The following is a 25,019-nucleotide window of genomic DNA, read 5'->3' as shown; positions in this document are numbered from 1 at the left end:
AACCGAATATGTCTGCCGTACTCGACACCCCCGTCGCCATCCGGCGGACAGCCATGGACCTGCTTGCACGACGTGAGCACGGTCGAGTCGAGCTGACGCGCAAGTTGCGTCAGCGCGGCGCTTCGGACGAGTTGATCGAGCCTGAACTCGATCGGCTCGCCGAAGAAGGGCTGCTTAGTGAAGCCCGCTACCTCGAGAGTTTCATTCGTTATCGTTCCGGCTCTGGCTATGGCCCTGCGCGTATTCGCGAAGAGCTGTGTCAGCGTGGTTTGGCGCGTGCAGATATCGACCAGGCCCTGCGTGAAAGCGAGGTGAATTGGGGCGAGCGTATGCGAGATGTGTGGCAGCGCAAGTTTGCCGGGCAGCGCCCGCAAGATCCGCGCAGCCGCGCCCAGCAGACCCGGTTCCTGGCTTACCGTGGGTTCCCCATGGACATGATCGGCCGCCTGCTCAGCGGACGTGATCTCGACGATTATTGACGCTCGAAACCACAGTGGCACGTGCACGTCGCGGATAATCTGTTTTGCCAAATGCCCCAGGCTGTCTCCATTCCATTGTAGGCGCGGGTTCACCCGCGAATACGGTGGCGGCTGCGGCGTTGAATGACCGGGGAGATTGGCCAGCAGGTCAGGCCCTTTCGCGGGTAAACCCGCTCCTACGACGGTCTGCGGCCAACAACCGATCCGGTGCAGGAGCAGCCTGAGGTTGCTCCTGCAGGTATCACGCGAGCTGTTACAGCGAAGCCTCAACTCACTTTCAGCGCCTGTCTGGCCCTCTGCGTGGTATGCATGGGTTGCGGCTTGGCCCAGTTCTCCGGCAGGTTGATGAAATCCACCAGCTCACGCAAGCGGCCCTGATCCCGGCCGTTGAAGGCGAATGAAAGGCGGGTCAGATGGCTGTAATTGCCAACTTCGTGCTCGGCACTGCTATCCGCTTGCTGGTGATATTTGCCACTCAGGCGCAAATCGGCAAACCCTTCCTGAATGTCATACAACGCCGCTTCGCTGAGCGCATGGTGCATGCGGATCACGAACTGGCTCTTCAGCCAGCGGCTGGAGTGGTAGTTGCTGTAGAACTGGTTGATTTCCTCAACCGCCTCGTCAGCGCTGTGTACCAGGCGCACCAGCTTCAGGTCGCTGGGCAGGATGTAGCGGTTTTCTTCCAACTGGCGGCTGATGAAGTCCAGGCAGTCACGCCAGAAGCTGCCGCCCGGTGAGTCCAGCAGCACCACCGGTACCAGTGGGCTCTTGCCAGTCTGGATCAGGGTCAGTACCTCCAGGGCTTCATCCAGTGTGCCGAAGCCGCCAGGGCACAGCACCAGGCCGTCGGCCTCCTTGACGAAGAACAGCTTGCGGATGAAGAAAAAGTGGAACGGCAGGAGTTTGTCGGTACCGTTCACCGTCGGGTTGGCATGTTGTTCGAAGGGTAAGGTGATGTTGAAACCCAGGCTGTGCTCGCTGCCGGCGCCTTCGTGCGCGGCCGCCATGATACCGCCGCCGGCGCCGGTGATAACCATCAGGTCGGAGCGCGCCAGAGTGGCACCTAGCTCGCGGGCCAGGGCGTACATCGGATGCTCGAGCGGGGTGCGTGCCGAGCCGAACACGGTCACTTTGCGTCGGCCCTTGTAGCGCTGCAGGGTGCGGAAGGACTGGTCCAGTTCGCGCAGGGCCTGCAGGGTGATCTTGGCGCTCCAGCGGTCGCTGTCGTCATGGGCCATGCGCAGGATGGTCAGCATCATGTCGCGGTAAAGTGGCAGGTTAGGGCTGTTGGGGGCAACCAGTTGCAGTTGTGCTTCGATATTGCTCAGGTCGATATTGTTGTCGCGGAAGTGGCTGAACAGCAGTTCATTCGAATGGTAAGGCATGCGACGTCTCCTTCTGCACCAATACCTCTGACCTCAATCTAGACCCTTGCGCCCGATCGTGCCGAGGTGTTCGGCGCAGCCGCCTGTCGGCCTGCGGCCATCGGCAGCACGGGTTTGGTTAACTGGTAGAGTGAAATGTGTCGATGCAGGAGGTGGCGGTATGCATCGCTTGGTCATCGAAGTGGACTGGCAGCTCTACCAGCAGCTGGAGAACGCGGCCCAGGTGCATCACCTGAGCCTTGAAGCCGAGTGCCGCCGCAGGCTGTCGGGGCTGGAGTGTCGGTCGCGATACTTGCAGGCGCTGTTGGCGGAGATGCGCGCCGATGCCGTTGAAGGGCGCTGGCGCGCTCATGAGGACGAGAAAGCGTAGCGTTGACGCTGTGCTTACTTCTTCTTGTTGCCGGCCAGGCAGCTGGCGTTGTCGAAGGCCTGGTCCATGACTGGCTGGTTGGTCTTGTAGACCGTGAAGCGGTAGACCATGACGGCGCCCTTGGACATCAGGTTGCGGAAGCCGTTGTTGCGGCACACGCTGTCGCCGAGCTGGCTACGCACCTGCTCAGGGTTGGCCTGCATGCGCGCTGCGTGGCTCTGGCGTACGCTCAGGTGGTTGACCAGCGCCTTGCCTTCAACGGTGTAACCCTGATCGAGGATGTCCTCGTTGATTGCGCGTGGGGTGCCGACGCTGCTCTCTTTGGCGACCTTCTGCAGCAGGGTGTTCAGGTCGTAATCCTGCTTGGATGCCGCCTGGGCTGCCAGAGGCAGGGCGAGCAGCAGGCTCAGGGCGGGGGCGATAAGGCGCAGCATGAATCTCTCCTGGTTCGATGACTGGCGCTTTGACATGCGCGGGTCAACGGCGTTCCGTAAAATTGCGCGTGGCGAGGACCGGCACGGTAGAAGTCCGATTATAAGGAGCGCTTTGCCGGCTGCACAGCAATTGCCACCTGTTCTGGTAGACTGGCCGCCTTGTTTTTTCCGAGTCATCCTTGTGCCCATTTTCAATCTGTCCAGAGGCCTGCCGGCATGAGCCATGCGGTAGCGCGTCTGCGCGCCGAACGCCTGGCCCGCAGCAACAAGCCTTTCATCGCCCGTGGCTCGCGTGCCGAGCGTTGCCCGGATTGCCGGGTCATCGCCACCCATTGCCTGTGTGCCTGGAAGCCTAGGGTGCAGGCTGACGCGGGTGTGTGCCTGCTGATGCACGACACCGAGCCGCTGAAACCCACCAACACCGGCTGGTTGATTGCCGACCTGATTGAAGACACCTGGGCCTTCGGCTGGTTGCGCACCGCGGTTGACGAGCGCCTGCTGGCTTTGCTCGATGACCCGCGCTGGCAGCCCTATATCGTTTTTCCGGGCGAATTCGTTGCCCAGGAGCGGGTGGTCAGCGAGGTGGTGCGCGAGCCGGGCAAGCGTCCACTGTTCATCCTGCTGGATGCCACCTGGACCGAAGCGCGCAAGATGTTCCGCAAAAGCCCGTACCTGGACCGCTTCCCGGTGTTGAGCCTGCAAGCCGAGCAGATGTCGCGCTACCGCCTGCGGCGCTCCAAGCGCGATGATCATTTCTGTACGGCAGAAGTTGCGGCCATGTGCCTGGACCTTGCTGGCGATAGCCAGGCTTCGCAGGCGCTGGATGCTTACCTTGATGTGTTCAGCCTGCATTACCTGAGCGGCAAACGGCGGCTACCGCTTGACGAGCAGGACGACACCCACCAGCGTTTGCATACCTTCCTATAGTCCAAGGGGCACAACCCCTGCTTTGGTTCATAATGACGGAGCTGGCAGCCAGGGTGGGCGAGACGGCAGGGCGATTGGCTTATCTCCCTTGACCGTGCTCGGCCTCCTTGGCGCCGATTCCCCGCCGGGCGCTTCCCTTCCACTCGAGTGCCTGGCACAGAACAGGATCCTTAGATCGATGGCCACATACGAAATCCTGATTGCCGATGACCACCCACTGTTCCGTGGCGCCCTGCGCCAGGCCGTTACCCTCGGGCTTGGCTCCGATGTGCGTCTGGTCGAAGTCGCAAGCATTGCCGAACTGGAAACCCGCCTGAGCGAAAAAGCCGACTGGGACCTGGTGCTGCTGGACTTGAACATGCCGGGTGCCTACGGCTTTTCCGGTCTGGTGCTGCTCCGCGGGCAGTACCCGCAGATCCCCGTGGTGATGGTGTCGGCACAGGAAGAGGCCGCCGTGGTGGTCAAGTCCCGCGAGTTCGGCGCCAGTGGTTTCATTCCCAAGTCCAGCACCCTGGAAGTGATCCAGGATGCGGTGCGCAAGGTGCTTGATGGCGAGGTCTGGTGGCCGCCGCAGGCGTTCGAAAAGGTCGATGTTTCAGCCGAGGCCAAGGCCGCCAGCGAAGGCTTGGCCAGCCTCACGCCGCAGCAGTTCCGCGTATTGACCATGGTCTGCGAAGGCTTGCTGAACAAGCAGATCGCTTATGAGCTGAGCGTGTCGGAAGCGACCATCAAGGCCCACGTGACCGCGATCTTCCGCAAGCTGGGCGTGCGTACCCGGACCCAGGCTGCACTGCTGCTGCAACAACTTGAATCGGTTGCCAGCAACTGACTGCGTGTGGCTTCACGCTTTTTTGACCCGAGCCGGTCTAGTCTGCTGGCCTTTCTGCTGTGAAGTGACTCACATGACATCGCCATTCAAGGGCCAGACCGGCCTCAAACGCATCTTCAACGCCGCTGGTTACTCGCTGGACGGTCTGCGTGCCGCCTTCAAGGGCGAAGCCGCATTCCGCCAGCTGGTGCTGCTCAACGTGGTGCTGATCCCGATCGCCTTCTGGCTGCCGGTCAGCCGCGCTGAGCGGGCCATCATGATCGCCGTTTGCCTGTTGGGGCTGATCGTCGAGCTGTTCAACTCGGCGGTGGAGGCGGCCATCGATCGCATTTCGCTGGAGCGCCACCCGCTGTCGAAAAATGCCAAGGACATGGGCAGCGCCGCACAGTTGGTGGCACTGACCATGGTGGCGCTGGTGTGGGGAGTGATCCTGCTTTAAGCGATCGGCGGCAGCACGATCTCGTCACTGCGGGTAAAGCCCGCAGTGAAGCTGCGGCATAGCTCGAGAAACTCACGCATGGCCGAGGTCTGGTACTTCTGTTTGTGCCAGATGAAGTAGAACTGGCGCAGCAGGTCCAGCTCCGGTGTTTCCACAGGTACCAGGCTGCCGCGGCGGAAGGCGTCACGCAGGGCCAGGCGTGAAATGCAACCGATGCCCAGGCCTGACTCCACCGCGCGCTTGATCGCTTCGGTGTGCTCCAGCTCCAGGCGAATATTAAGGTTGGCGCGGTGATGGCGCATGGCCTGGTCGAAGGTCAGGCGCGTGCCTGAGCCTTGTTCGCGCAGGATCCACGCCTCCTGCGAAAGGCTTTCGATATCGGCGCGGCCCAGTTTCGCCAGTGGGTGCTGTGGCGCACAGAACACCACCAGTTCGTCCTCGACCCACGGCTGAACTTCCAGGTCGGGGTGATTGCAGTCACCTTCGATTAGACCCAGATCAATTTCGTAGTGCGCGACCTGTTGCACGATATGCGCAGTATTTTGAACATGCAGTTTTACCTGGCTTTCCGGGTGTGTCTGCATGTAGTTGCCGATCAGCAGGGTGGCCAGGTAGTTGCCGATGGTGAGGGTGGCGCCGACCGCCAGTGAGCCGAAACCGGATTTGCCGTTGAGCAGGTCTTCGATTTCCTTGGCTTGGTCAAGCAGGGCTACTGCTTGTGGCAGCAATTGATGGCCCAGGGCATTGAGGGCCAGGCGTTTGCCGGCACGGTCGAACAGCTGGCAGCTCGATTGCCGCTCCAGTTCGGTGATAGAGGTACTGGCGGCCGACTGCGACAGCGCCAACAGGCTGGCGGCCCGAGAGACGCTTTGGTGCTGGGCGACGGCGACGAAGACTTGCATTTGACGGAGTGTGAATCGCATATCGATATAACCGATAACACATATCTTGATAATCCAGTTAACAGATATTGTCGCTGCCCCTAAACTATTGCGCAACTGTGCGCTTTGCGCGCGCGTTTTTCTTCAGGAGCCCCATCGATGAGCAACATGAACCACGAACGTGTCCTCAGTGTGCACCACTGGAACGACACCCTGTTCAGCTTCAAGTGCACCCGCGACCCGGGCCTGCGCTTCGAGAACGGTCAGTTCGTGATGATCGGCCTGCAGCAGGACAACGGCCGTCCGCTCATGCGTGCCTACTCCATCGCTTCGCCAAACTGGGAAGAGCACCTTGAATTCTTCAGCATCAAGGTGCCGGATGGCCCGCTGACCTCGCAGCTGCAGCACCTGAAGGAAGGCGATGAGATCATCATCAGCAAGAAGCCTACCGGCACCCTGGTGCTCGACGACCTGAATCCTGGCAAGCACCTGTACCTGCTGAGCACCGGCACTGGCCTGGCGCCGTTCATGAGCGTCATCCAGGACCCGGAAACCTACGAGCGCTTTGAAAAAGTGATCCTGGTGCACGGCGTGCGCTACGTGAACGAAGTGGCCTACCGCGAGTTCATCACCGAGCACCTGCCGCAGAACGAGTTCTTCGGTGAGTCGGTTCGCGACAAGCTGATCTACTACCCGACCGTGACCCGCGAGCCGTTCGAAAACCAGGGCCGTCTGACCGACCTGATGCGCAGCGGCAAGCTGTTCAGTGACATCGGCCTGCCGCCGATCAACCCGCAAGACGACCGCGCGATGATCTGTGGCAGCCCGAGCATGCTCGACGAGACCAGCGAAGTGCTGGACAGCTTCGGCCTGAAGATCTCCCCGCGCATGCGCGAGCCGGGTGACTACCTGATCGAGCGTGCCTTCGTCGAGAAGTAAGGCCCAGGCGGGTACAGGAAGGCGACTCTCGGGTCGCCTTTCTCATGCCTGGGATTTGTGCATGGCCTGTTCCGGCCCTTTCGCGGGTAAACCCGCTCCTACGGGTGCAGCGCACGTCCCGGGAATTGCACGAAACCCGTAGGAGCGGGCTTGCCCGCGAAAGGGCCGGTGCAAGCGACCCCCGATCTATTCGACCCGCGTCTCGCCGCTGTACACCAAGATTTCCCGGCACCGCTTGCACAGGTATCGCCGCCCTTGGTGCACCAGCTTGTGCCGCTGCGCGGTAAACGGGAAGTCGCTTTGCGGGCACCGGCAGCGGTAGATGTAGCGGGTCACTGCGCGCCGTTGCACGTCATAGTTGTGGCAACGATTGGGCGGCAGTTCATACACCCCGCGCATGATCAACTGCCACTCTTCACCATGGGCCTGGATGCGGTCGCCAAACAGCTGGTGGGCAACCAGGTGTGCCACTTCATGGGCCACGGTCTGGCGCAGGAAGTCTTCCTGGTTTTCGCGGTAGAGCTGCAGGTTGAAGCGCAGCAGATTCTCGTGCAGGTGGGCGACGCCGGCTTTTTGCCCGCGCAGTTTGAAGCTGACTTCGGGGCGCGGGAAGCGGCGTTTGAAAAAGGCTTCGGCTTGCTGGTAACAGGTTTCGACGCGTTGTTTGAGCTGCTCGGGCATGGCGGGGCGGTTCTCCTGACCAGGCATTATGCCGCAAGCGCAGGTGGCTTGCCGAGTCACCGGTCAGTGCACAGCCAGAGGCCGCCTTGCGGCGGCCCCTGGTTGATGCCCCAGTGTTGGTTCGGTCTGTTCTAGTTGGTGTAGACGGGCCCCACGCCCAGTCCCCAGATAATCACGGTAGCGGCCATGATTGCCACCAGTACCACCAAGCCTACTGCCAGCACCGAGCTGGAGAACAGGAAGCCTTCATCCGACGGTATGTTCATGAACGTCGGCAAGCCGACATACAGCAGGTACACCGTGTAGCAGATGGCGGCAGTGCCGATCAGCATGCCCAGCCACAGGTGCGGGTAAAGCGCCGCCAGGCCACCGATGAACAAGGGGGTGGCGGTGTAGGTGGCAAAAGCGATGCATTGCGCCATGGACGGGTTGGCATCGTAGGTGCGGGCCATCCAGTGGATGAATGCGCCCATTACCGCCACCCCGGCGAGCATGGCCAGGTAGGACATGATGCTCATCCAGATTGCGCTTTCCATGGTCAGCATCACTGCTGGCCGGTCACCGATCACCCAGCCCACCTGGGTAGTGCCAATAAACGCCGAAACGGCAGGAATCGCCGCGAGGATCAGGGTGTGTGTCAGGTACATGTGGCTGATGGTTTCTTCTTCGCCACGAATCTCCCGCCATTCCTGATCGGGATGGGTAAACAGCCCCACAACGTGATGAATCATGCCGATCACTCCTCTCAATGTTGCCAAACGCCCCCCAATATGGAGCGCAAGCGGCCCGAGGCCCTAACACCGATGCAAGCGGTAATGTGGCCTTATGTCGCAGTATAGGAAGCCGTTACCCACATAAACCGCGCTTTTTAGAGCAAATTGCGCTGTAAGCCGTGCTGTTGATTACATTGAAGTCTTTATCGGAATGCCTACAGCGGCGTCGCGTTTGTGCGTAAAATAGCCGGCTTTTGTCACACCTCGCGGATCCAAGCGCTATGGGCACCCTCTCGGTCAACCAGAACAAACTGCAAAAACGCCTGCGTCGTCTCGCTGGCGAAGCCATCACCGACTACAACATGATCGAGGATGGCGACAAGGTCATGGTCTGCCTGTCCGGCGGCAAGGACAGCTACACCATGCTCGACGTTCTGTTGCACCTGCAGAAGGTGGCACCGATCACGTTCGAGATCGTTGCGGTGAACATGGACCAGAAACAGCCGGGCTTCCCTGAGCACGTATTGCCGGCTTACCTCAAGGAACTGGGGGTCGAGTACCACATCGTCGAGAAGGATACCTACTCGGTGGTAAAGGAACTGGTACCCGAAGGCAAGACCACTTGCTCGCTGTGTTCGCGCCTGCGCCGCGGTACCCTGTACACCTTTGCCGACGAAATCGGCGCTACCAAGATGGCGCTGGGGCACCACCGCGACGACATCGTCGAAACCTTCTTCCTCAACATGTTCTTCAACGGCGCGCTCAAGGGCATGCCGCCAAAGCTGCGCGCCGACGATGGCCGCAACGTGGTGATCCGCCCGCTGGCCTACTGCAGCGAGAAGGACATCCAGGCCTACTCGGACATGAAGGCATTCCCGATCATCCCGTGCAACCTGTGCGGCTCGCAGGAAAACCTGCAGCGCCAGGTGGTCAAGGACATGCTGGTGGAGTGGGAACGCAAGCACCCGGGCCGTACCGAGAGCATCTTCCGTGCCCTGCAGAACGTGGCACCGTCGCAGCTGGCCGACCGGAACCTGTTTGACTTCACCAGCCTGAAGATCGACGAAAACGCTACCCCGCGTTTCCTCGACGTGCTGAACATCTGAGCCCATGCGCGATTACCCGTGGTTGCATGAGTACTGCCTGAACCGCTTTGGCTCGGCCCAGGCGCTGGAGGCTTTCCTGCCGCAGCCGCGCACGCCGGCGCAACTGCGCGACATCAGTGACGACCGCTACCTGTCGACACTGGCCCTGCGGGTGTTTCGCGCCGGGCTCAAGCACAGCCTGGTGGATGCCAAGTGGCCGGCGTTCGAGCAGGTATTCTTCGGCTTCGACCCGGAGAAAGTGGTGCTGATGGGCGCCGAGCACCTGGAACGGTTGATGCAGGATGAGCGCATTATCCGCCACCTGGGCAAGCTCAAGAGCGTGCCGCGCAATGCGCAAATGGTGCTGGATATCGCCAAGGCGCATGGCAGTTTTGGTGCGTTCATCGCCGACTGGCCAGTGACCGACATTGTCGGCTTGTGGAAGTACCTGGCCAAGCACGGCAACCAGTTGGGCGGGTTGTCGGCGCCACGGTTCTTGCGCATGGTCGGCAAGGACACGTTCATCCCGACCGATGACATGGCAGCGGCGTTGATTGCGCAGAAGGTGATCGACAAGCAGCCCACCAGCCAGCGCGACCTGGCTCTGGTGCAGCAGGCGTTCAACCAGTGGCATGCAGAGAGCGGGCGGCCGCTGTGCCAGTTGTCGGTGATGCTGGCGCATACCGTCAACCATTGAGTTTTGTGGTGCTCCCATTCGCGGGCACGCCCGCTCCCACAGGAATCGCACCGCACTTAAGGCCTGTGCAGTACCTGTGGGAGCGGCGTGCCCGCGAAAAGTCTAACTGCCTTCGCCCGCCATGCGCCGCTCATGCTGGAACTTCCAGCGCACGTACAGTAGCCCGGCAATGAACAGCCCCAGGCTCACCAGCACTTCAAGCCAGCCGAATACCGCCCGCGCTGGGTCGAACGCCGCCAGCACGCCCTTGATGAAATAGATATTCACCACGAAGCAGGTCCAGGCATGCGCTCGGGCGCTGCCTTTCAGCATGCCGGGCAACAGCAACAGCAACGGCACCAGTTCGATCGCCAGGATCACCTCGACCCGGGCCCCATGCAGGTTGGCGAACCACAGGTTGTTCACCACCAGCAGGGCGATCAGGCCGAAGAAGCATGCCAGGCTCAATGCCCGCGTCAGGCGCAGGCGTGGCACCAGCCATTGGACCGGCGGCAATGCCTTGGGCTTTCTAGCCACGCGCCGCCTCCAGGGCCTTGGCCGTGGTCGCCAGGCGTTGGCCCAGGGCGCGGCACAGGGTGATTTCGTGTGGGTCGAGTTCACGCTTGCCATCGGCGCCTGCGTGGTGGCTGGCGCCATAAGGCGTGCCGCCGCCACGGGTCTCGAGCAGTGCCGACTCGCTGTAGGGCAGGCCCATCACCAGCATGCCGTGGTGCATCAGCGGCAGCATCATCGACAGCAGGGTGGTTTCCTGGCCGCCGTGCAGGCTGGCGGTGGAGGTGAACACGCCAGCCGGTTTGCCGACCAGCTCACCGCCTAGCCAAAGGCTGCTGGTGCCATCGAGGAAGTACTTGAGTGGCGCTGCCATGTTGCCGAACCGGGTCGGGCTGCCCAGTACCAGGCCAGCGCAGTGGCGCAGGTCGTCAAGGGTGGCGTACAGCGCGCCACTGGCCGGAATATCCGGGGCCACCGCTTCGCATTCGGTGGAAATCGCTGGCACCGTACGCAGGCGTGCCTCCATGCCGGCCAGCTCGATACCGCGGGCGATGTGCCGGGCCATTTCGCTGGTCGCGCCATGGCGGCTGTAATACAGCACCAGGATGTAGGGCGCGCTCACGGCAGGATCTCCAGCACTTTTTCCGGCGGGCGACCGACCACGGCCTTGTCACCGGCAACCAGGATCGGCCGCTCGATCAGCTTGGGGTGCTGGGCCATGGCCTCGATCAGTTGCGCATCGGTCAGTGCCGGGTCGGCCAGGTTCAGCGTTTTGTATTCGTCCTCGCCGCTGCGCAGCAATTGACGCGGGGCGATGCCCAGCTTGCCGAGCAGGGCCTTGAGGGTGACCGCGTCGGGCGGGGTTTCCAGGTAGCGCACGATGGTCGGGGCCAAGCCGCGGGCCTCGAGCAGTTCCAGGGCGCCGCGGGATTTCGAGCAGCGCGGGTTATGATAGAGCGTGAGATCAGTCATGTCGGGTCGCATCCAGCTGGGTGTGGCGGCTATTCTAACCGCAGCGACTGACCAATTTGCTTTAAAACTCGAGAAGGATTGACCCATGGCAAGGCGTCTGGCAGCAGTACTGGCCATCACCGCGAGCCTGTTGCTCGGTGGTTGCGGTGCCGATTACGGCGTGGACCAACACGGTAATACGGTTAAGGCCGAACAGATCGAAGGGCACTGGCTGGTGCTCAACTACTGGGCTGAATGGTGCGGACCGTGCCGTACCGAAATCCCGGAACTGAATGCGGCGGCCAAGCAATGGGCGGCTGAGGGCATCAAGGTGGTGGGGGTGAACTTCGACGGTTTGCAGGGGCCGGACCTGAAGCAGGCTGCCGAAACCCTGGGTATCGGTTTCACCGTGCTTGCCCAGGACCCGGCCGAGCGCTATGACCTGCCGCGTAGCGAGGCCTTGCCGGTGACCTACATCATCGACGACAAGGGCAAGGTGCGTGAGCAGTTGATGGGCGAGCAGACCCTGGAAGGGTTGCAGGCCAAGATCAAGGCCCTGAAAGGCGCCTGATGCATTCGGGGCCGCTTTCGCGGCCCTTCGCGGGCAGGCCCGCTCCCACAGGGGGGACGCGACAAACTGTGGGAGCGGGCGCGCCCGCGAAGGGCCGCAAAGCGGCCCAGGCAATCCTCAGCCTTCTTCAGGCCAGAAGCGCAGCGGCTTGCCTTCGGCCGGCCAGAAGCGCATCTGCTCCACCGGTGACACATCCCAACGCTCTACCGTTTCCAGCGCCTGCAGGAAGCGTTTTTCCTGTTCCATCAGCGCGGGTGCGCACAGCTTGCGGGTCTTGCCGACCTTGCCGAAGCTCAGGTGCTCGCCATCGAGCGTGTAAGGCGCAAACCAGTGGTTGCAGCCGCCGTTGCCATAGGCACGGCCGTCGCTGGCCAGGGTCAAGGTCAGGTGGCTGTAGTCGATCAGTGGTCGTTCGCCAATCCACTCCAGCACGTAGCTGCGTTCCTGCTGCAGCCGGGAAGGTTGCGTGGCGCAGCCGAGCAGGCCGGTTGCAATCAGCACGCCGGTCAGCAGATTCTTCACTCGGCGCTCTCCTGGCAACGCGGGCACAGGTGTTTTTCGCCACGGCTGGCCCAGCCCAGCGCTGCGATACGGGCGCTGGCAGCCGGTTGACGAGCTGCCTTGCCGAGCTTGGCGTCTACTGCGAACTCGAAGCTCAGCACCGCATCGCAGCGATCGCACTCGACCTGCCAGGTGAGGATTTCCAGCTCGTTGAATACCGGGCCACTCGCCACGGCAACCCACTGGCCGCGTGGGTTGATCAGGTGGCGCACGCTTTCCACGGTCAGGCGCATGGACAAATCCTTGCTGCCCTTGAGCGTGACCAGCAGGCTGTCGCCTTTTTGCATCGAACCGCCGTTGCCCGTGACCTGGTAGCGGCCCGGCACCAAAGCGCGGCACTCGATCAGGGTGTGTTGCGGGTTGAAAAGGGTGTAGCGAAAATCGTGTTCGACCATGGGTCCTCCAGAAATGCCGCGTATCCTAGCATTAACCCATCACCAGGTTCTGTGGATTGCCTGCCGCCCAGCGGTTGATGTTGTCCAGTGTGGTCGCGGCAATGGCATCCAGCGCCTCGCGGGTGAGGAAAGCCTGGTGGGCGGTGATGATCACGTTGGGGAAGGTCAGCAGCCGAGCCAACACATCGTCTTGCAAGGGCAGGTCGGAGCGGTCCTCGAAGAACAGTTGGGCTTCTTCCTCGTAGACGTCCAGGCCCAGGTAGCCAAGCTGGCCGCTTTTCAGTGCGTCGATCAGCGCCGGGGTGTCGACCAGCGCACCGCGACCGGTGTTGATCAGCATGGCGCCGGGCTGCAACTGGGCCAGGCTTTGCGCGTTGACCAGGTGGCGAGTGTGCTCGGTCAGCGGGCAGTGCAGGCTGATGATGCGGGCTTCGCGCAACAGCTCGGGCAGGGGCATGTAGCGGGCGCCAAGGGCCAGCAGCTCTGGGTTGGGGTAGGGGTCGTACGCCAGCAGCTGGCAGCCGAAACCGGCCATGATGCGAGCGAAGGCGGCCCCGATCTGGCCGGTACCGACCACCCCGACGGTTTTTCCGTGCAGGTCGAAGCCGGTCAGCCCGTGCAGGGTGAAGTCACCTTCGCGGGTGCGGTTGTAGGCCCGATGCAGGCGCCGGTTGAGTGCCAGGATGAGCGCCACGGCGTGCTCGGCAACGGCGTGTGGCGAGTAGGCCGGCACGCGCACCACGGCCAGGCCCAAGCGCTGGGCGGCGGCCAGGTCGACGTGGTTGTAGCCGGCCGAGCGCAGGGCGATCAACCGCGTGCCGGCTGCGGCCAGGCGCTGCAGCACCGGCGCGTCGAGTTCGTCATTGATGAAGGCGCAGACCACCTCAAAGCCCTCTGCCAGGGCGGCGGTGTCGAGGGTCAGGCGGGCGGGCTGGAAATGCAGCTCCAGGGTGGTGCCGCTGACAGCCTTGGTGAAGCTTTCCTGATCGTAGTGCTGGCTGCTGAACAACAGGGCGCGCATGGTGGAACTCCTTTGCAATGCATGTCTTGGTTGGGTCGCTGCCTGTCAAGGCATACCCAGCGTGGCCCAGAGCCACTCAAGCGCTCAATCTGGCCTGTGCCGACAGCCGGCTGATCGCGCTGTCCAGTTCATCCAGGGCCTGCTGCGCCTGGGGATTGTCCTGCTTCAGCAAGGTCTCGCTGCGTTGGCACGCTGCCCGTAACTGCGGTACGCCACAATAGCGTGAGGCCCCGTTCAGACGGTGTACTTGCTCGATCAGGCCATTGCGGTCATCGGCTTCGCGGGCGGCGCGTATGGCTTCGCGGTCCGTATCCAGGGAGGCCAGCAGCATGCTCAGCATGTCAGCGGCCAGATCTGCCTTGCCAGCGGCCAGGCGCAGGCCCTCTTCGGGGTCGAGTACCTTCAGTTCGTCGCCATTGGTCAGTAGCTCGGGCTGCGCCTGCTGGGGTGTGCCCAGGCTCAGGCCGGTCCACTTCATCACCACCTGGGCCAGTTGCCGTTCGCTGATCGGTTTGGTCAGGTAGTCGTCCATGCCGCTGTGCAACAACGCGCGTTTTTCGTTGGCCATGGCATGGGCAGTGAGGGCGACGATCGGCAGCGGGTTGCCGCTCTGGGTGTTTTCCCACAGGCGGATCTGTTCGGTACAGGCGCGGCCGTCCATGCCGGGCATCTGCACATCCATCAGCACCAGGTCGAACAACTCCTCCTGCACGGCCTGTACCGCCGCATAACCATTGTTGACGGCCAGTACCTCGGCACCCAAGTCTTCGAGCAGGGTTTTTACCAGCAGCAGGTTGGCGGCATTGTCGTCGACGCAGAGTATTTTCGGGCGTCGCTGGCCGTTGGCGTTGCTCCCTTCGGCCAGCGGACGGCGAGGTTGTACCAGCTCCAGCAAGAGGCGCCGCAGCTTGCGGGTGCAGGTCGGCTTGGACAGCAACTGGCCATGGCCGTTGGGCAGGTACGGGTGGTACAGCGCCTGCTCGGTGGTCGGGCACAGCACCACGCATTGGCAGTGGTAACGCTCGAGCTGCTGATGATAATGGCCCAGTTGCTCGGGCGACAGGTTACCCAGGTTGGCCCCGAGCACCGCGAACTCGAAGGGCAGGCCGGCCTGGCTGGCGGCCTGCACCCCCTGCAGCAACTGGTCGTAGGAGGCGAACAGGCTCACGCTGAGGCCGCAGTCTTCCAGCTGGTGCTCCAGTGCCTGGCGCGCCAGTTCGTGGCCATCGACAATGGCGGCACGGCGGCCCAGCAATGGCTGCGGTGGCAGCGCTTCGGCATCGTCATGAGCCTTGGGCAGGTTGAGGCTGATCCAGAACTGCGAACCTTCGCCCGGGGTACTGTCGACACCGATCTCGCCGCCCATCTGTTCGATCAGGCGCTTGGAAATCACCAGCCCCAGACCGGTGCCGCCGGGCTGGCGGGCCAGTGAGTTGTCAGCCTGGCTGAAGGCCTGGAACAGTGTGCGCACATCCTGAGGTGACAGGCCGATGCCGGTGTCCTGCACGCTGATGCGCAACTGCGCGCAGTCTTCGTGCTCATCTTCCAGCATGGCGCGCACGACGATGGTGCCTTCGCGGGTGAACTTGATGGCGTTGCTGACCAGGTTGGTGAGGATCTGCTTGAGCCGCAACGGGTCGCCCACCAGCGAAGCAGGCGTGTCGCGGTAGATCAGGCTCAGCAATTCCAGCTGCTTGGCGTGGGCGGCCGGAGCGAGGATGGTCAGGGTGTCCTGGACCAGGTCCCGCAGGTTGAACGGTATGCTGTCGAGCACCAGCTTGCCGGCCTCGATCTTGGAGAAATCGAGGATCTCGTTGATGATTCCCAGCAAGTTGTCAGCAGACTTCTCGATGGTGTTCAGGTAGTCGAGCTGGCGCGGTGTCATCTCGCTTTTTTGCAGCAGGTGGGTAAAGCCGAGGATGCCGTTGAGCGGGGTGCGGATTTCGTGGCTCATGTTGGCCAGGAACTCCGACTTGATGCGGCTGGCCTCAAGTGCCTCTTTGCGCGCCATGTCCAGCTCGATGTTCTGGATTTCGATGGTTTCCAGGTTCTGGCGCACGTCTTCGGTGGCCTGGTCGATGCTGTGTTGCAGTTCTTCGTGAGCGTTTTGCAGGGTTTCGGCCATGCGGTTGATGCCGTGGGCCAGTTCGTCCAGCTCATGGCTGCCCATGGTCGGCAGGCGTTCTTCGAGGTGGCCGTCCTTGAGCTGATTGACCGCGTGCTTGATGCGTTCGATGGGGTCGTTGATGGTGCGGCTCATGCGCAGCGCCAACAGGCCGCTGAGTGCCAGGCAGGCGAGGATCAGCAACAGGCTGGTAAACAGGTTGCGGTAGCCGCGCAGCAGCGTGCCGTCGTGCGACAGCTCGATCTCTACCCAGCCCAGCAGGCGCTCGGCTTCGGCCGGCACGGCGTCGGTGGCCAGGTCGCGGTGGTGGCCGAACACGGGCATCAGGTAGCGGGTGGCGTCGTTGCCACTGCGCTGCAGGAGTTGGGTGCCGGTACCGCCGCTGGGCGGCAGGTTGAGCATGCTCGGGCCGGCGTGGGCCAGGCGCGTGCGGTCCGGGGCCAGAAACGCCACTGCGCGCACATCGGCCTGCTCCAGGGTTTGTGCGGCAATTCGCTCCAGTTGCGCAGGCGCGAGCCGGGCCATGGCCGGTGCGGCCAGGGGCGCCAGTTGTTCGGCGATCATCTTGCCGCGCTGCAGCAGCTGGGTGCGCAGGTCGTTCTGTTGCAGCCAGGTGAAATAGCTACCCAGCACCAGGGCCATCAAGCCGGCCGGTAGCAGTGCCAGCAGCAGTACCCGGCTGCGGATTCCCAAGCGATCGAGCACACTCGCCTCCTCTGATGTGCCTGGATGCCGTCAAGTGGTAACGGCCAAGCCGCGAAGTTACTCCGCCTGCCGCACCATTGCATCTCTTTAGTACGTGTTATGCGCCGTTGCCGGGGCATTGGTCGCAGTGCGGTTGCCTGGCAGGTGGCGAATGCTCAATAATCACGTAATTGAGAATGCATGGCAGTTGCCAATGAATCCTGTATCTATTTACAACACCCACATCCTTGCCATCGAGGACGACCCGGTGCTTGGCGCCTATCTGCAGGAAGAGCTGCAGCGTGGCGGCTGCCAGGTCACCTGGTGCCGCAATGGCCTGGAGGGCCTGGAAACGGCTGGCCGCCAGGCTTTTGATGTTGTGCTCATGGACATCCTGCTGCCCGGGCTTGATGGGCTGGACGCCTTGGCGCAGTTGCGCAGGCACAGCGCTACACCGGTAATCATGATGTCGGCGCTGGGGGCCGAGGCGGATCGTATCAGCGGCTTTCAGCGCGGCGCCGACGATTACCTGCCCAAGCCATTCAGCATGGCCGAGTTGCAGGTGCGCATCGAGGCGATTTTGCGCCGCGTGGCCCTGGAGCGGCGGCATCAGGGCCCGCTGGAGCAAGCCGGCTGCGGCGAGCTGCAGTTCGATGAGGGGCTGTGTGACGTGCGCCTGAATAGCCGTCTGGCAGGTCTGACCCCCAGCGAATACCGCCTGCTGGACATCCTCAACCGCAACCTCGACGAAGTCCTCAGCAAGCCGTTCCTGTACCAGCACGTGTTGCAGCGCGGCTATTCACGGCATGACCGCAGCCTGGACATGCACGTCAGCCAGATCCGTCGCAAGCTCAAGGGCATCGGTTATCACGAACGGCAGATCCGCACCGTGTGGGGCAAGGGTTACGTGCTCAGTGCCAGCGAGGCGGAGTGAACCATGCTCGACCGCCATTCGCTGTTCTGGAAGCTGACCATCTTGCTGGTGGGCTTCTGCCTGCTGATGATCGGCCTCAGTTATACCTGGGGCCGACACATGGAAACCCAGAATGCCTTCCTCTCGGAGTCGGCACGGCAGACCCTGCGGGGTTATGCCGCCGAAGCTGAGCTGGCCTGGCGCAGCGGCGGGCGGGAAGGGCTGGACCAGTGGGTGGCGGCCATGCATCAGCGCGAACGGGGCTGGGTCGGCGTGCTCGACATCAATCTGCGCCCGCTCGACAGCGCCACACTCAACCCACAGATCATGCAGCGTCTGACACGCCTGCGCGGTGTCGATTGGCCGATGAGTCGGCGCAGTGTCGACCAGCCGTGGGTGCGCATACCGTTCCCGGGGGCGCCGGAGCAGGGCATGCTGGTGATCGAACTGCCGCAGCGCTTCAATCCGGGCCAGCACCGCTTGCTGTGGCGCATTGTCACCAACGGCATCATCCCGGGGCTGTTCACCTTGCTGTTGTGTGTAGGCCTGTACCGCATGCTGATCGTGCCGCTGAACCAACTTCGCGAGCAGGCCAATGCCTGGCGGGCCGATCAGCTGTCGGCCCGCCTGGACTCGCGCACCATCGCCCGGCATGACGAATTGGGCGAACTGGCGCGTGCCTTTGACCAGATGGCCGAGCGACTGCAAGGCACGGTGGCTATGCAGCAGCAGTTGCTGCGCGACCTGTCCCACGAAATGCGCACGCCGCTGAGCCGGCTGCGGGTGGCCTGCGATGGTGAAACCGACCTGCAGCGTCTGCGTGATCGCCTGATCCGTGAAGTGGACTGCATGCAGCAACTGGTCGAAGACACCCTGCAACTGGCCTGGCAGGACGCCGAGCGTGCGCCGATGAACCTTGAGCCGATCGAGGTCCACGCCTTGTGGGAGTTGCTGGCCGAAAATGCCAGCTACGAGAGCGGCTGGTCGCCTGCGCAACTGCGCTGCGAAGTACCGGCCGACTGCTGGGTGCAGGGCAACCTCAACCACCTGGCTCAGGCGCTGGAGAACATGTTGCGCAATGCCATTCGCCACTCGCCGGCCGAGGGTGTGGTGCGGTTGGGTGGGCAGCGTGAGGGTAGCTATTGGTGGTTGTGGCTTGAGGATGAGGGTGGCGGTGTCGCTGAAGAAGACCTGGAACGGATTTTCGCGCCGTTCTCGCGGTTGGACGGTTCGCGGCCCGGGGATGGTGGCTTCGGCCTGGGGCTGAGCATCGCCCGCAGTGCCATCCAGCGCCAGGGCGGCACCTTGTGGGCGCAGAATGGCAAACGCGGGTTGCGCTTGTGGATGAGGTTGCCGTTGCATGTGCCGGCCGCTTCGCGGGTAAACCCGCTCCTACAAGGGGTCGCACAGGATTTGAGGGTTGTGCGATCCCTTGTGGCCCGCGAAGCGGCCGGTACAGGCTAAATCAGGCTTGTTGCTGATCCGCCAGCTGGTCTGCCAGGCGCACGAAGGCTGCCAGGTCGAGCTGTTCAGGGCGCAGGCTGCCATCAACGCCGGCAGCCTCGATGGCGGCGCTGTCCAGCAGGCCTTTCATGGTGTTGCGCAGGGTCTTGCGGCGCTGGTTGAACGCTTCGCGAACGACACGCTCCAGCAGCAGGTGGTCCTTGGCCGGGAACGGCAGCACTTCGTGCGGCACCAGGCGGACGATTGCCGAATCCACTTTCGGGGGTGGGTTGAAGGCACCAGGGCCGACATTGAACAGGTGCTCCACGCGGCAGTGGTACTGCACCATGATCGACAAGCGCCCCCAGTCACCGCCGCCAGGGCCGGCGGCCATGCGCTCGACCACTTCCTTCTGCAGCATGAAATGCATGTCGCGGATCAGCCCGGCGTGGCTGAGCAGGTGGAAGATCAGCGGGGTGGAGATGTTGTAGGGCAGGTTGCCAACCACCTTGAGGCTGCGCGGCGGCACGCCCAGCTGGTTGAAGTCGAACTTCAGGGCGTCACCTTGGTGCAGGCGGAAGTTGCTGCGATCAGCGAACTTGTGCTGCAGGATCGGCACCAGGTCTTTGTCCAGCTCCACCACGTCCAGCTGTGCGCCACTGCCCAGCAGGCCTTCGGTCAGGGCGCCTTGGCCCGGACCGATTTCCAGCAGGTGTTCGCCGGCCTTGGCGTTGATGGCACGCAGGATGCGGTCGATGATACCGGCGTCGTGCAGGAAGTTCTGGCCGAAGCGCTTGCGCGCCCGGTGTTGGTATTGCTCGTTCATGGTCGGTTCTCGGCCATCTGGTAGGCGGTTTCCAGTGCGACGCGCAGGCTGCCGGTGTCGACTTTGCCAGTGCCGGCCAGGTCCAGGGCGGTGCCGTGGTCAACCGACGTGCGGATGATTGGCAGGCCCAGGGTCACGTTCACTGCTGCGCCGAAGCCTTTGTACTTGAGTACGGGAAGGCCCTGGTCGTGGTACATCGCCAGCACCGCATCGCAGTGCTCCAGATATTTGGGGGTAAACAGGGTATCGGCTGGCAGCGGCCCGCGCAGGTCCATGCCTTCGGTGCGCAGGCGGGCCAAGGTCGGCTCGATGATGTCGATTTCTTCGCGGCCCAGGTGGCCGCCCTCGCCCGCGTGCGGGTTGAGGCCGCACACGAGGATACGCGGGTTGGCAATGCCGAACTTGTCGCGCATGTCGGCATGCAGGATACGGGTTACACGTTCAACGCGCTCTGCAGTGATAGCGTCGGCAACATCACGCAGTGGCAGGTGCGTGGTCACCAGGGCCACGCGCAGGCCGCGGGTGGCCAGCATCATTACCACTTGTGCGGTGCGGGTCAGTTCGGCAAGGAATTCGGTATGCCCGGAAAAGGCGATACCGCTTTCGTTGATCACACCCTTGTGAACCGGGGCCGTGATCATCCCGGCGAAGTGGCCGTCCAGGCAACCTTGGCCAGCGCGGGTCAGGGTTTCCAGCACGAACGCTGCGTTGGCCTTGTCGAGCTGGCTTGGCACCACCGGAGCCGCCAAGGGGGTATCCCAGACGTACAGGCTACCTGCGGGTGCCGGGAGGTCAGGCCATTGGCCCGGGGCTACCGGCAGCAGGCTGACGGCCAGCCCCAGCTGCGTGGCCCGCTCGGCGAGCAGGTCACGGCTGGTGATGGCGATCAGGGGGTGGGGCTGGGCGTCTGCGGCGAGCAGCAGGCACAGGTCGGGGCCTATGCCGGCCGGCTCGCCGGGGGTGACGGCGAAGCGCAGGGGCTTCACTGGGCGGCCTGGTCAGCGCCAGGCAGCTTGATTTCAACGTAGGCTTCGTCGCGGATCTGGCGCAGCCAGGTTTGCAGCTCTTCGTCGTACTTACGGTTGCGCAGTACGCTCAGGGCCTGCTGTTCGCGAGCCTGCTCGGTGCTGTCGGTGGCGCGGCGGCCCAGCACTTCCAGAACGTGCCAGCCGTACTGGGTCTTGAACGGTTTGGTCACCACGCCTTGCTGGGCATTGGCCATCTGTTCACGGAACTCCGGTACCAGGCTGTTCGGATCGACCCAGTTGAGGTCGCCGCCGTTGAGTGCCGAACCCGGGTCTTCCGAGAAGCTCTTGGCCAGTTCGCCGAAGTCTTCGCCGTTCTTGATCCGATCGTACAGACGCTCGGCCAACTGCTGGGTGGCCGCCTCGCTGCGGATCTCGCTTGGCTTGATCAGGATGTGGCGCACATGCACTTCGTCACGCAGAACGTTCTCGCTGCCGCCGCGCTTCTCCTCGAGCTTGAGGATGATGAAGCCGTTGGGGATGCGAATAGGCTGGGTAATTTCGCCCACCGGCATGCTGCTGAGCATCTTGGCGAAGTCGGGTGGCAGCTGACCGGCTTTACGCCAGCCCATCTCGCCGCCTTCCAGGGCGTTTTCGCTGGCCGAGTTGGCAATCGCCATCTGGCCGAAGTCAGCACCCTGGCGCAGTTGCTGGTAAACGTCACCGACCTTGCGCGCAGCCTTCTGGATATCGTCCGAGTTGGCGGCTTCCGGGGTCGGGATGAGGATGTTGGCCAGGCGGTACTCTTCCGACATCTGCATCTTGCCCAGGTCCGAGGCCAGGAAGTTCTTCACTTCCTGCTCGGACACCTGAATGCGTTCGGCAACGCGGCGTTGGCGCACGCGGCTGATGATCATCTCGCGCTTGACCTGCTCGCGAGCGTCGTCGAACGACAGGCCGTCACGGGCCAGCGCCGCGCGGAACTGGTCCAGCGACATGCCATTGCGCTGGGCAATGGTGCCAATGGCCTGGTTCAGCTCTTCGTCGGTGATGCGGATGCCAGAGCGCTCGCCGATCTGCAGCTGCAGGTTCTCGACGATCAGGCGCTCCAGGACCTGCTGTTCCAGGGCGCTGGTCGGCGGCACGCCGCCGCCGCGCTTGGCGATGGTTTGCTGGACCTCATGGACACGCTGGTCCAGCTGGCTTTGCATGACCACGTCGTTGTCGACGATAGCCACCACGCGATCAAGAGGTTGCACCGCGGCATGCACCGCGCCACTCAGCAAAGCGACGCCCAGCAACACTGGGCGCAGACGATCAATAAGCTTGGTCTTCACGTTCACGGTAACCTTGAATGCCTTGGTCGAGGAAAGACTCGACCTTGTTGCCAACTACGCCGCCGAGGCCTTTCAGGACGATCTGAAGGAAGACACCGTGGTCGCCTTTTTCGTTCTGTGGAAGGGCCTGGCTGAAATCGTCGTAGTCGATCCAGTAACGGTTGATCAGGCGCAGCTTCCAGCAGCAGTTGTCGTATTCGAAACCACCCATGGCTTCCAGGGTGCGGTTGCGGTTGTAGTCATGCTGCCAGCGAGCGATAACGTTCCATTGCGGCACGATCGGCCAGATGACCGAGAAGTCGTGCTGCTGGATCTTGTAGTAATCCTTGATGTAGTTCGGATCGCCCGGGGTGCCATAGTCACCGCCGCCCACTTTCCAGGTACCCGTGGTCGAGTCGTAGGCAATGGTGTCGTTACGGTAGCGATAACCGAGGTTGACGATCTTGTTCGGGTTGTCTTCAGGCTGGTAGTGGAACATCGCGCTGCCCGAGCGGGTGCTGCGGCTGTCCGGGTCCCAGTTGAAGTCCGAATTGAAGCGCCAGTCGCGGTTGAAGTAGTAGTTGTACACCAGAGCGTATGGCGATACATCGGACTGCGCGTCCTTGCGGGTGCGGTAGTCGATGCCTGGCAGCTGGACCTTGCGGTCTTTGAAGTAGTAGGCCTGGCCGATGCTGAAGTTCTGGCGCTCGAAGCCGTTGTCTTCGATCCAGCGTGTGGTCACGCCCAGCGACAGTTTGTTTTCGTCGCCGATACGGTCAGTGCCGCTGAAGCGGTTGTCGCGGAACAGCGAATCGTAGCTGAACAGGGTTTCGCCGGTATCGAACAGCGGGATGTCCTTCTGGTCCTTGTACGGAACATAGAGGTAGAACATGCGCGGTTCGAGGGTTTGACGGTAATTGTTGCCAAACAGCGAGGTGTTGCGGTCGAAGTACAGGCCGCTGTCGACGCTGAAGATTGGCACGTCGCGGCTAACAGAGCTGTCGTAGCTTCCGTACGCGTCTGGATTGGCGGTTTGCAAGGCGATTGCATCGGCTTTGCCTTTGCTGTCCAGATCAAGATCGTACTGGGTGTAGGCATATTTCAGCTTGGGTGTGAGGAACCCATAGCTGGCTGTCATTGGATAGCTGATTGACGGCGCGACATTCAGGCGCGTGCCGTTGGCCCGCTCGATACCTTGAATATTTTCGTCAAGCCGACGACCATCGGGCCCCGCTGTGAGGTCCAGGTTGCCGTCCTTGTCGAACACGGTGTCGTTCTTCAAGTCACGTTCGAAGCGCGCGGCCTCGGTTTCGTAAGCGAAGTTCAACCCCCCTGGCTGATAAGGCAGTACGCCATTGAGGGTAATCTGCGGCAGTCGATCATAAGGCGTGATCTGCGAAATGGTCGCCGCCTCGTAGGCATGTACATTCAGCCGTGCGGTGTAGCTATCGCCCCGGTAGGTCAATGCACCCTGCTGATTCAGGAAGTCGCGGCTTTCCACACCAATCTGGTCAGATTCCAGGTCCTGGAAGTAGAACGGGTCGCTGATGTCGGTGTAGTCCACCTCGGTCATCAGGCGTTCGTCCAGGCCACCCTTGTGCTGCCAGTTGACCATCCAGCGCTGATCTTCGTAATCCGTCTGATCTTTGCGGTCGTCGTTCTTGTCGTTCAGGTAGGCGCCGCCGAACTGGCCTTCGCTGGAAGGTGTCAGGTAGCGGAACTCGCCTTCCATCAGCAGGCCGCGCTTGGCCATGTAACGCGGGTACAACGTGGCGTCGTAGTTAGGCGCCAGGTTGAAGTAGTACGGCGTGACCAGCATGAAGCCGGTGTCGCTGCTGGTGCTGAACGAGGGCGGCAGGAAACCGGACTGGCGACGGTCGTCAATCGGGAAGTAGATGTACGGTGTATAGAACACCGGGAAATCCTTGACCCGTAGCGTAACGTTGGTCGCAGTACCGAAACCGGTGGCCGGGTTCAGGGTGATGTTGTTGCCCTTCAGCTGCCAGGCGTTGCTACCCGGTTCGCAGGTGGTGTACGTACCGTCTTTGAGGCGGATGATGGCGTTTTCGCCACGCTTGGCGTACAGGGCACTGCCGCGGATGTGCGACTTGTGCATCACGTATTCGGCGTTGTCGACCTGGGCTTCGCCAGTGTCGAGCTGGACCTGGGCCTCGTCACCGACCACCAGCGAACCGTTGTCACGGATCTTGACGTTGCCCTTGAGCTCGCCACGGTTTTCGGCCTGGTAGAGGTTGGCCTCGTCGGCTTCGGCCTGCATGCTGCCCTGGCGCATCACCACGTCACCGGCGAGGGTAGCGACCTGCTGCTCCTGCTGGTACTTGGATACCTTGGCATTGATGTAGGTTGGCGACTCGTCCTTCGGCGTGGTGTCGGCCATGCCCGGGCGGGTTGGCTCGATATACGCGCCACCGCAGTACGGGCCGGTTTCAGCCAGCTGCGCGGCGGTGAGCTTTTCACGCGGAACCCAGTCCAGGTGGCTGTAGTCTTCGCTGCGCGACTTCAGACCACGGCCCTTGGCCTCGGTAACCAGCACGGGCCGGTCCGCAGTTTCGGCTTCGCCCGCCGCTTCGGTACCGGAGCTGACGGCTGCACCTTCGTGCACCGGGCGCGGTGGCAAGTTGTTGACTGGGGTTTTGGGCTTGCAGTCCCAACCACCGGCGGCGGACACTTGGCAGTCGAACTGTTCGGCTGCCACTACGTATGAGGTGGCCAGAGGTTGCAGGGCCAGCAGACCGCCGGTTACCAGCAACGGAAACTTTCTACGAAACGCGGGGGATTTCAATGCCATCTTATTAGTCCGGGCTTCCTGCGTGCCATCTGCCCGCGTGTGGGGCCGCACGCCTCTCGATGGTCTGAAAAAGATGCTGGATAATAAA

At 62.5% G+C, this 25,019-nt stretch carries 27 protein-coding genes; 11 read left to right on the top strand and 16 right to left on the bottom strand.

The genetic code is table 11. The features are described 5' to 3' along the window. Nucleotides 1-8: 8 nt before the first annotated feature. A complete protein-coding gene (gene recX / locus AC3WLP_RS19140) occupies nucleotides 9-479 on the top strand; it encodes a recombination regulator RecX (RefSeq protein WP_003252366.1) in 471 nt (156 codons plus the stop codon). Nucleotides 480-745: 266 nt separating this feature from the next. Here the strand turns inward: recX and AC3WLP_RS19135 are convergent, their stop codons facing one another. Then, entirely contained in the window at nucleotides 746-1,864 is a 1,119-nt protein-coding gene (locus AC3WLP_RS19135; protein ID WP_003252368.1) for an LOG family protein, read from the bottom strand. A 160-nt stretch (nucleotides 1,865-2,024) separates the two neighbouring features. Between AC3WLP_RS19135 and AC3WLP_RS19130 the strand changes: the two genes are divergently transcribed. Next, nucleotides 2,025-2,234 (top strand): hypothetical protein, encoded by a 210-nt coding sequence (locus AC3WLP_RS19130; RefSeq protein ID WP_012053470.1) that lies wholly within the window; start codon nucleotides 2,025-2,027, stop codon nucleotides 2,232-2,234. 14 nt (nucleotides 2,235-2,248) lie between these two features. Here the strand turns inward: AC3WLP_RS19130 and AC3WLP_RS19125 are convergent, their stop codons facing one another. Then, nucleotides 2,249-2,668, bottom strand: coding sequence for a quorum-sensing-regulated virulence factor family protein (locus AC3WLP_RS19125; protein ID WP_012053469.1), 420 nt, complete (start codon nucleotides 2,666-2,668; stop codon nucleotides 2,249-2,251). Nucleotides 2,669-2,884: 216 nt separating this feature from the next. Here AC3WLP_RS19125 and AC3WLP_RS19120 point away from each other — a divergent pair, with 216 nt between their 5' ends. The 3 genes from AC3WLP_RS19120 to AC3WLP_RS19110 all read left to right on the top strand — a co-directional run bounded on the left by AC3WLP_RS19120 (nucleotide 2,885) and on the right by AC3WLP_RS19110 (nucleotide 4,863). Further along, the gene (locus tag AC3WLP_RS19120) at nucleotides 2,885-3,595 is read left to right on the top strand and encodes a tRNA-uridine aminocarboxypropyltransferase (RefSeq protein ID WP_004574842.1); all 711 of its coding nucleotides are present in this window, start codon (nucleotides 2,885-2,887) and stop codon (nucleotides 3,593-3,595) included. 178 nt (nucleotides 3,596-3,773) lie between these two features. Then, nucleotides 3,774-4,424, top strand: a complete 651-nt coding sequence (gene erdR, locus AC3WLP_RS19115; RefSeq protein ID WP_010952699.1) for a response regulator transcription factor ErdR — start codon at nucleotides 3,774-3,776, stop codon at nucleotides 4,422-4,424. A gap of 73 nt (nucleotides 4,425-4,497) precedes the next feature. Then, complete coding sequence (locus AC3WLP_RS19110) at nucleotides 4,498-4,863, top strand: diacylglycerol kinase (RefSeq protein WP_003252377.1); 366 nt, start codon at nucleotides 4,498-4,500, stop codon at nucleotides 4,861-4,863. Here AC3WLP_RS19110 and finR read toward each other — a convergent pair. Next, nucleotides 4,860-5,786 (bottom strand): LysR family transcriptional regulator FinR, encoded by a 927-nt coding sequence (gene finR, locus AC3WLP_RS19105; protein WP_004574844.1) that lies wholly within the window; start codon nucleotides 5,784-5,786, stop codon nucleotides 4,860-4,862. The genes AC3WLP_RS19110 and finR overlap by 4 nt on opposite strands. A gap of 117 nt (nucleotides 5,787-5,903) precedes the next feature. Between finR and fpr the strand changes: the two genes are divergently transcribed. Next, a complete protein-coding gene (gene fpr / locus AC3WLP_RS19100; protein ID WP_003252381.1) occupies nucleotides 5,904-6,683 on the top strand; it encodes a ferredoxin-NADP reductase in 780 nt (259 codons plus the stop codon). A 186-nt stretch (nucleotides 6,684-6,869) separates the two neighbouring features. On the opposite strand, the gene AC3WLP_RS19095 is transcribed toward fpr, so the two are convergent. Continuing rightward, the gene (locus AC3WLP_RS19095; RefSeq protein ID WP_088513569.1) at nucleotides 6,870-7,364 is read right to left on the bottom strand and encodes a SprT family zinc-dependent metalloprotease; all 495 of its coding nucleotides are present in this window, start codon (nucleotides 7,362-7,364) and stop codon (nucleotides 6,870-6,872) included. Nucleotides 7,365-7,495: 131 nt separating this feature from the next. Further along, entirely contained in the window at nucleotides 7,496-8,095 is a 600-nt protein-coding gene (locus AC3WLP_RS19090; protein WP_003252385.1) for a Yip1 family protein, read from the bottom strand. Nucleotides 8,096-8,358: 263 nt separating this feature from the next. On the opposite strand from AC3WLP_RS19090, the gene ttcA reads away from it, so the two are divergent. Both ttcA and AC3WLP_RS19080 read left to right on the top strand, forming a co-directional pair. Further along, a complete protein-coding gene (gene ttcA, locus AC3WLP_RS19085) occupies nucleotides 8,359-9,183 on the top strand; it encodes a tRNA 2-thiocytidine(32) synthetase TtcA (RefSeq protein WP_012053468.1) in 825 nt (274 codons plus the stop codon). Between the two features lie 4 nt (nucleotides 9,184-9,187). After that, a complete protein-coding gene (locus AC3WLP_RS19080) occupies nucleotides 9,188-9,859 on the top strand; it encodes a DNA-3-methyladenine glycosylase I (RefSeq protein ID WP_012053467.1) in 672 nt (223 codons plus the stop codon). 102 nt (nucleotides 9,860-9,961) lie between these two features. Here the strand turns inward: AC3WLP_RS19080 and AC3WLP_RS19075 are convergent, their stop codons facing one another. From AC3WLP_RS19075 to arsC, 3 genes are read right to left on the bottom strand one after another with little or no spacing between them, the layout of a single operon-like run. Beyond that, on the bottom strand, nucleotides 9,962-10,375 hold the full coding sequence (locus AC3WLP_RS19075) for a DUF2069 domain-containing protein (protein ID WP_010952704.1): 414 nt from the start codon (nucleotides 10,373-10,375) through the stop codon (nucleotides 9,962-9,964). Then, nucleotides 10,368-10,973 carry an NAD(P)H:quinone oxidoreductase gene (wrbA, locus tag AC3WLP_RS19070; protein WP_014592118.1) on the bottom strand — a complete coding sequence of 202 codons (606 nt, stop codon included), beginning with the start codon at nucleotides 10,971-10,973 and terminating at the stop codon, nucleotides 10,368-10,370. The genes AC3WLP_RS19075 and wrbA overlap by 8 nt, the downstream gene beginning before the upstream one ends. After that, nucleotides 10,970-11,323 (bottom strand): arsenate reductase (glutaredoxin), encoded by a 354-nt coding sequence (gene arsC, locus AC3WLP_RS19065; protein WP_004575340.1) that lies wholly within the window; start codon nucleotides 11,321-11,323, stop codon nucleotides 10,970-10,972. Before arsC ends, wrbA begins: the two co-directional genes overlap by 4 nt. Before the next feature lie 85 nt (nucleotides 11,324-11,408). Here arsC and AC3WLP_RS19060 point away from each other — a divergent pair, with 85 nt between their 5' ends. Next, entirely contained in the window at nucleotides 11,409-11,873 is a 465-nt protein-coding gene (locus AC3WLP_RS19060) for a peroxiredoxin family protein (RefSeq protein WP_012053466.1), read from the top strand. Between the two features lie 117 nt (nucleotides 11,874-11,990). Here AC3WLP_RS19060 and AC3WLP_RS19055 read toward each other — a convergent pair whose 3' ends face one another. The 4 genes from AC3WLP_RS19055 to AC3WLP_RS19040 form a co-directional block, all read right to left on the bottom strand. Next, on the bottom strand, nucleotides 11,991-12,395 hold the full coding sequence (locus tag AC3WLP_RS19055; protein ID WP_047603354.1) for an META domain-containing protein: 405 nt from the start codon (nucleotides 12,393-12,395) through the stop codon (nucleotides 11,991-11,993). Next, on the bottom strand, nucleotides 12,392-12,829 hold the full coding sequence (locus AC3WLP_RS19050) for a hypothetical protein (RefSeq protein WP_004575339.1): 438 nt from the start codon (nucleotides 12,827-12,829) through the stop codon (nucleotides 12,392-12,394). Before AC3WLP_RS19050 ends, AC3WLP_RS19055 begins: the two co-directional genes overlap by 4 nt. 31 nt (nucleotides 12,830-12,860) lie before the next feature. Beyond that, complete coding sequence (locus tag AC3WLP_RS19045) at nucleotides 12,861-13,850, bottom strand: 2-hydroxyacid dehydrogenase (protein ID WP_004575338.1); 990 nt, start codon at nucleotides 13,848-13,850, stop codon at nucleotides 12,861-12,863. A 76-nt stretch (nucleotides 13,851-13,926) separates the two neighbouring features. Next, nucleotides 13,927-16,680, bottom strand: a complete 2,754-nt coding sequence (locus AC3WLP_RS19040) for a response regulator (protein WP_088513570.1) — start codon at nucleotides 16,678-16,680, stop codon at nucleotides 13,927-13,929. Between the two features lie 193 nt (nucleotides 16,681-16,873). On the opposite strand from AC3WLP_RS19040, the gene AC3WLP_RS19035 reads away from it, so the two are divergent. Beyond that, a complete protein-coding gene (locus AC3WLP_RS19035) occupies nucleotides 16,874-17,593 on the top strand; it encodes a response regulator transcription factor (RefSeq protein WP_004575336.1) in 720 nt (239 codons plus the stop codon). A gap of 3 nt (nucleotides 17,594-17,596) precedes the next feature. Beyond that, complete coding sequence (locus tag AC3WLP_RS19030) at nucleotides 17,597-19,036, top strand: sensor histidine kinase (protein ID WP_103340224.1); 1,440 nt, start codon at nucleotides 17,597-17,599, stop codon at nucleotides 19,034-19,036. 1 nt (nucleotide 19,037) lies between these two features. Here AC3WLP_RS19030 and rsmA read toward each other — a convergent pair whose 3' ends face one another. From rsmA to AC3WLP_RS19010, 4 genes are read right to left on the bottom strand one after another with little or no spacing between them, the layout of a single operon-like run. After that, a complete protein-coding gene (rsmA, locus tag AC3WLP_RS19025) occupies nucleotides 19,038-19,841 on the bottom strand; it encodes a 16S rRNA (adenine(1518)-N(6)/adenine(1519)-N(6))-dimethyltransferase RsmA (RefSeq protein WP_003255558.1) in 804 nt (267 codons plus the stop codon). Then, nucleotides 19,838-20,827, bottom strand: a complete 990-nt coding sequence (gene pdxA / locus AC3WLP_RS19020; RefSeq protein ID WP_088513520.1) for a 4-hydroxythreonine-4-phosphate dehydrogenase PdxA — start codon at nucleotides 20,825-20,827, stop codon at nucleotides 19,838-19,840. The genes rsmA and pdxA overlap by 4 nt, the downstream gene beginning before the upstream one ends. Beyond that, on the bottom strand, nucleotides 20,824-22,143 hold the full coding sequence (gene surA / locus AC3WLP_RS19015) for a peptidylprolyl isomerase SurA (protein WP_011953306.1): 1,320 nt from the start codon (nucleotides 22,141-22,143) through the stop codon (nucleotides 20,824-20,826). The genes pdxA and surA overlap by 4 nt, the downstream gene beginning before the upstream one ends. Then, a complete protein-coding gene (locus AC3WLP_RS19010) occupies nucleotides 22,124-24,931 on the bottom strand; it encodes an LPS-assembly protein LptD (RefSeq protein ID WP_088513519.1) in 2,808 nt (935 codons plus the stop codon). Before AC3WLP_RS19010 ends, surA begins: the two co-directional genes overlap by 20 nt. Nucleotides 24,932-25,019: the final 88 nt, after the last annotated feature.

The organism is Pseudomonas sp. FW305-E2 (assembly GCF_058782925.1).
This window is presented reverse-complemented; position numbering and strand designations above follow the sequence as displayed.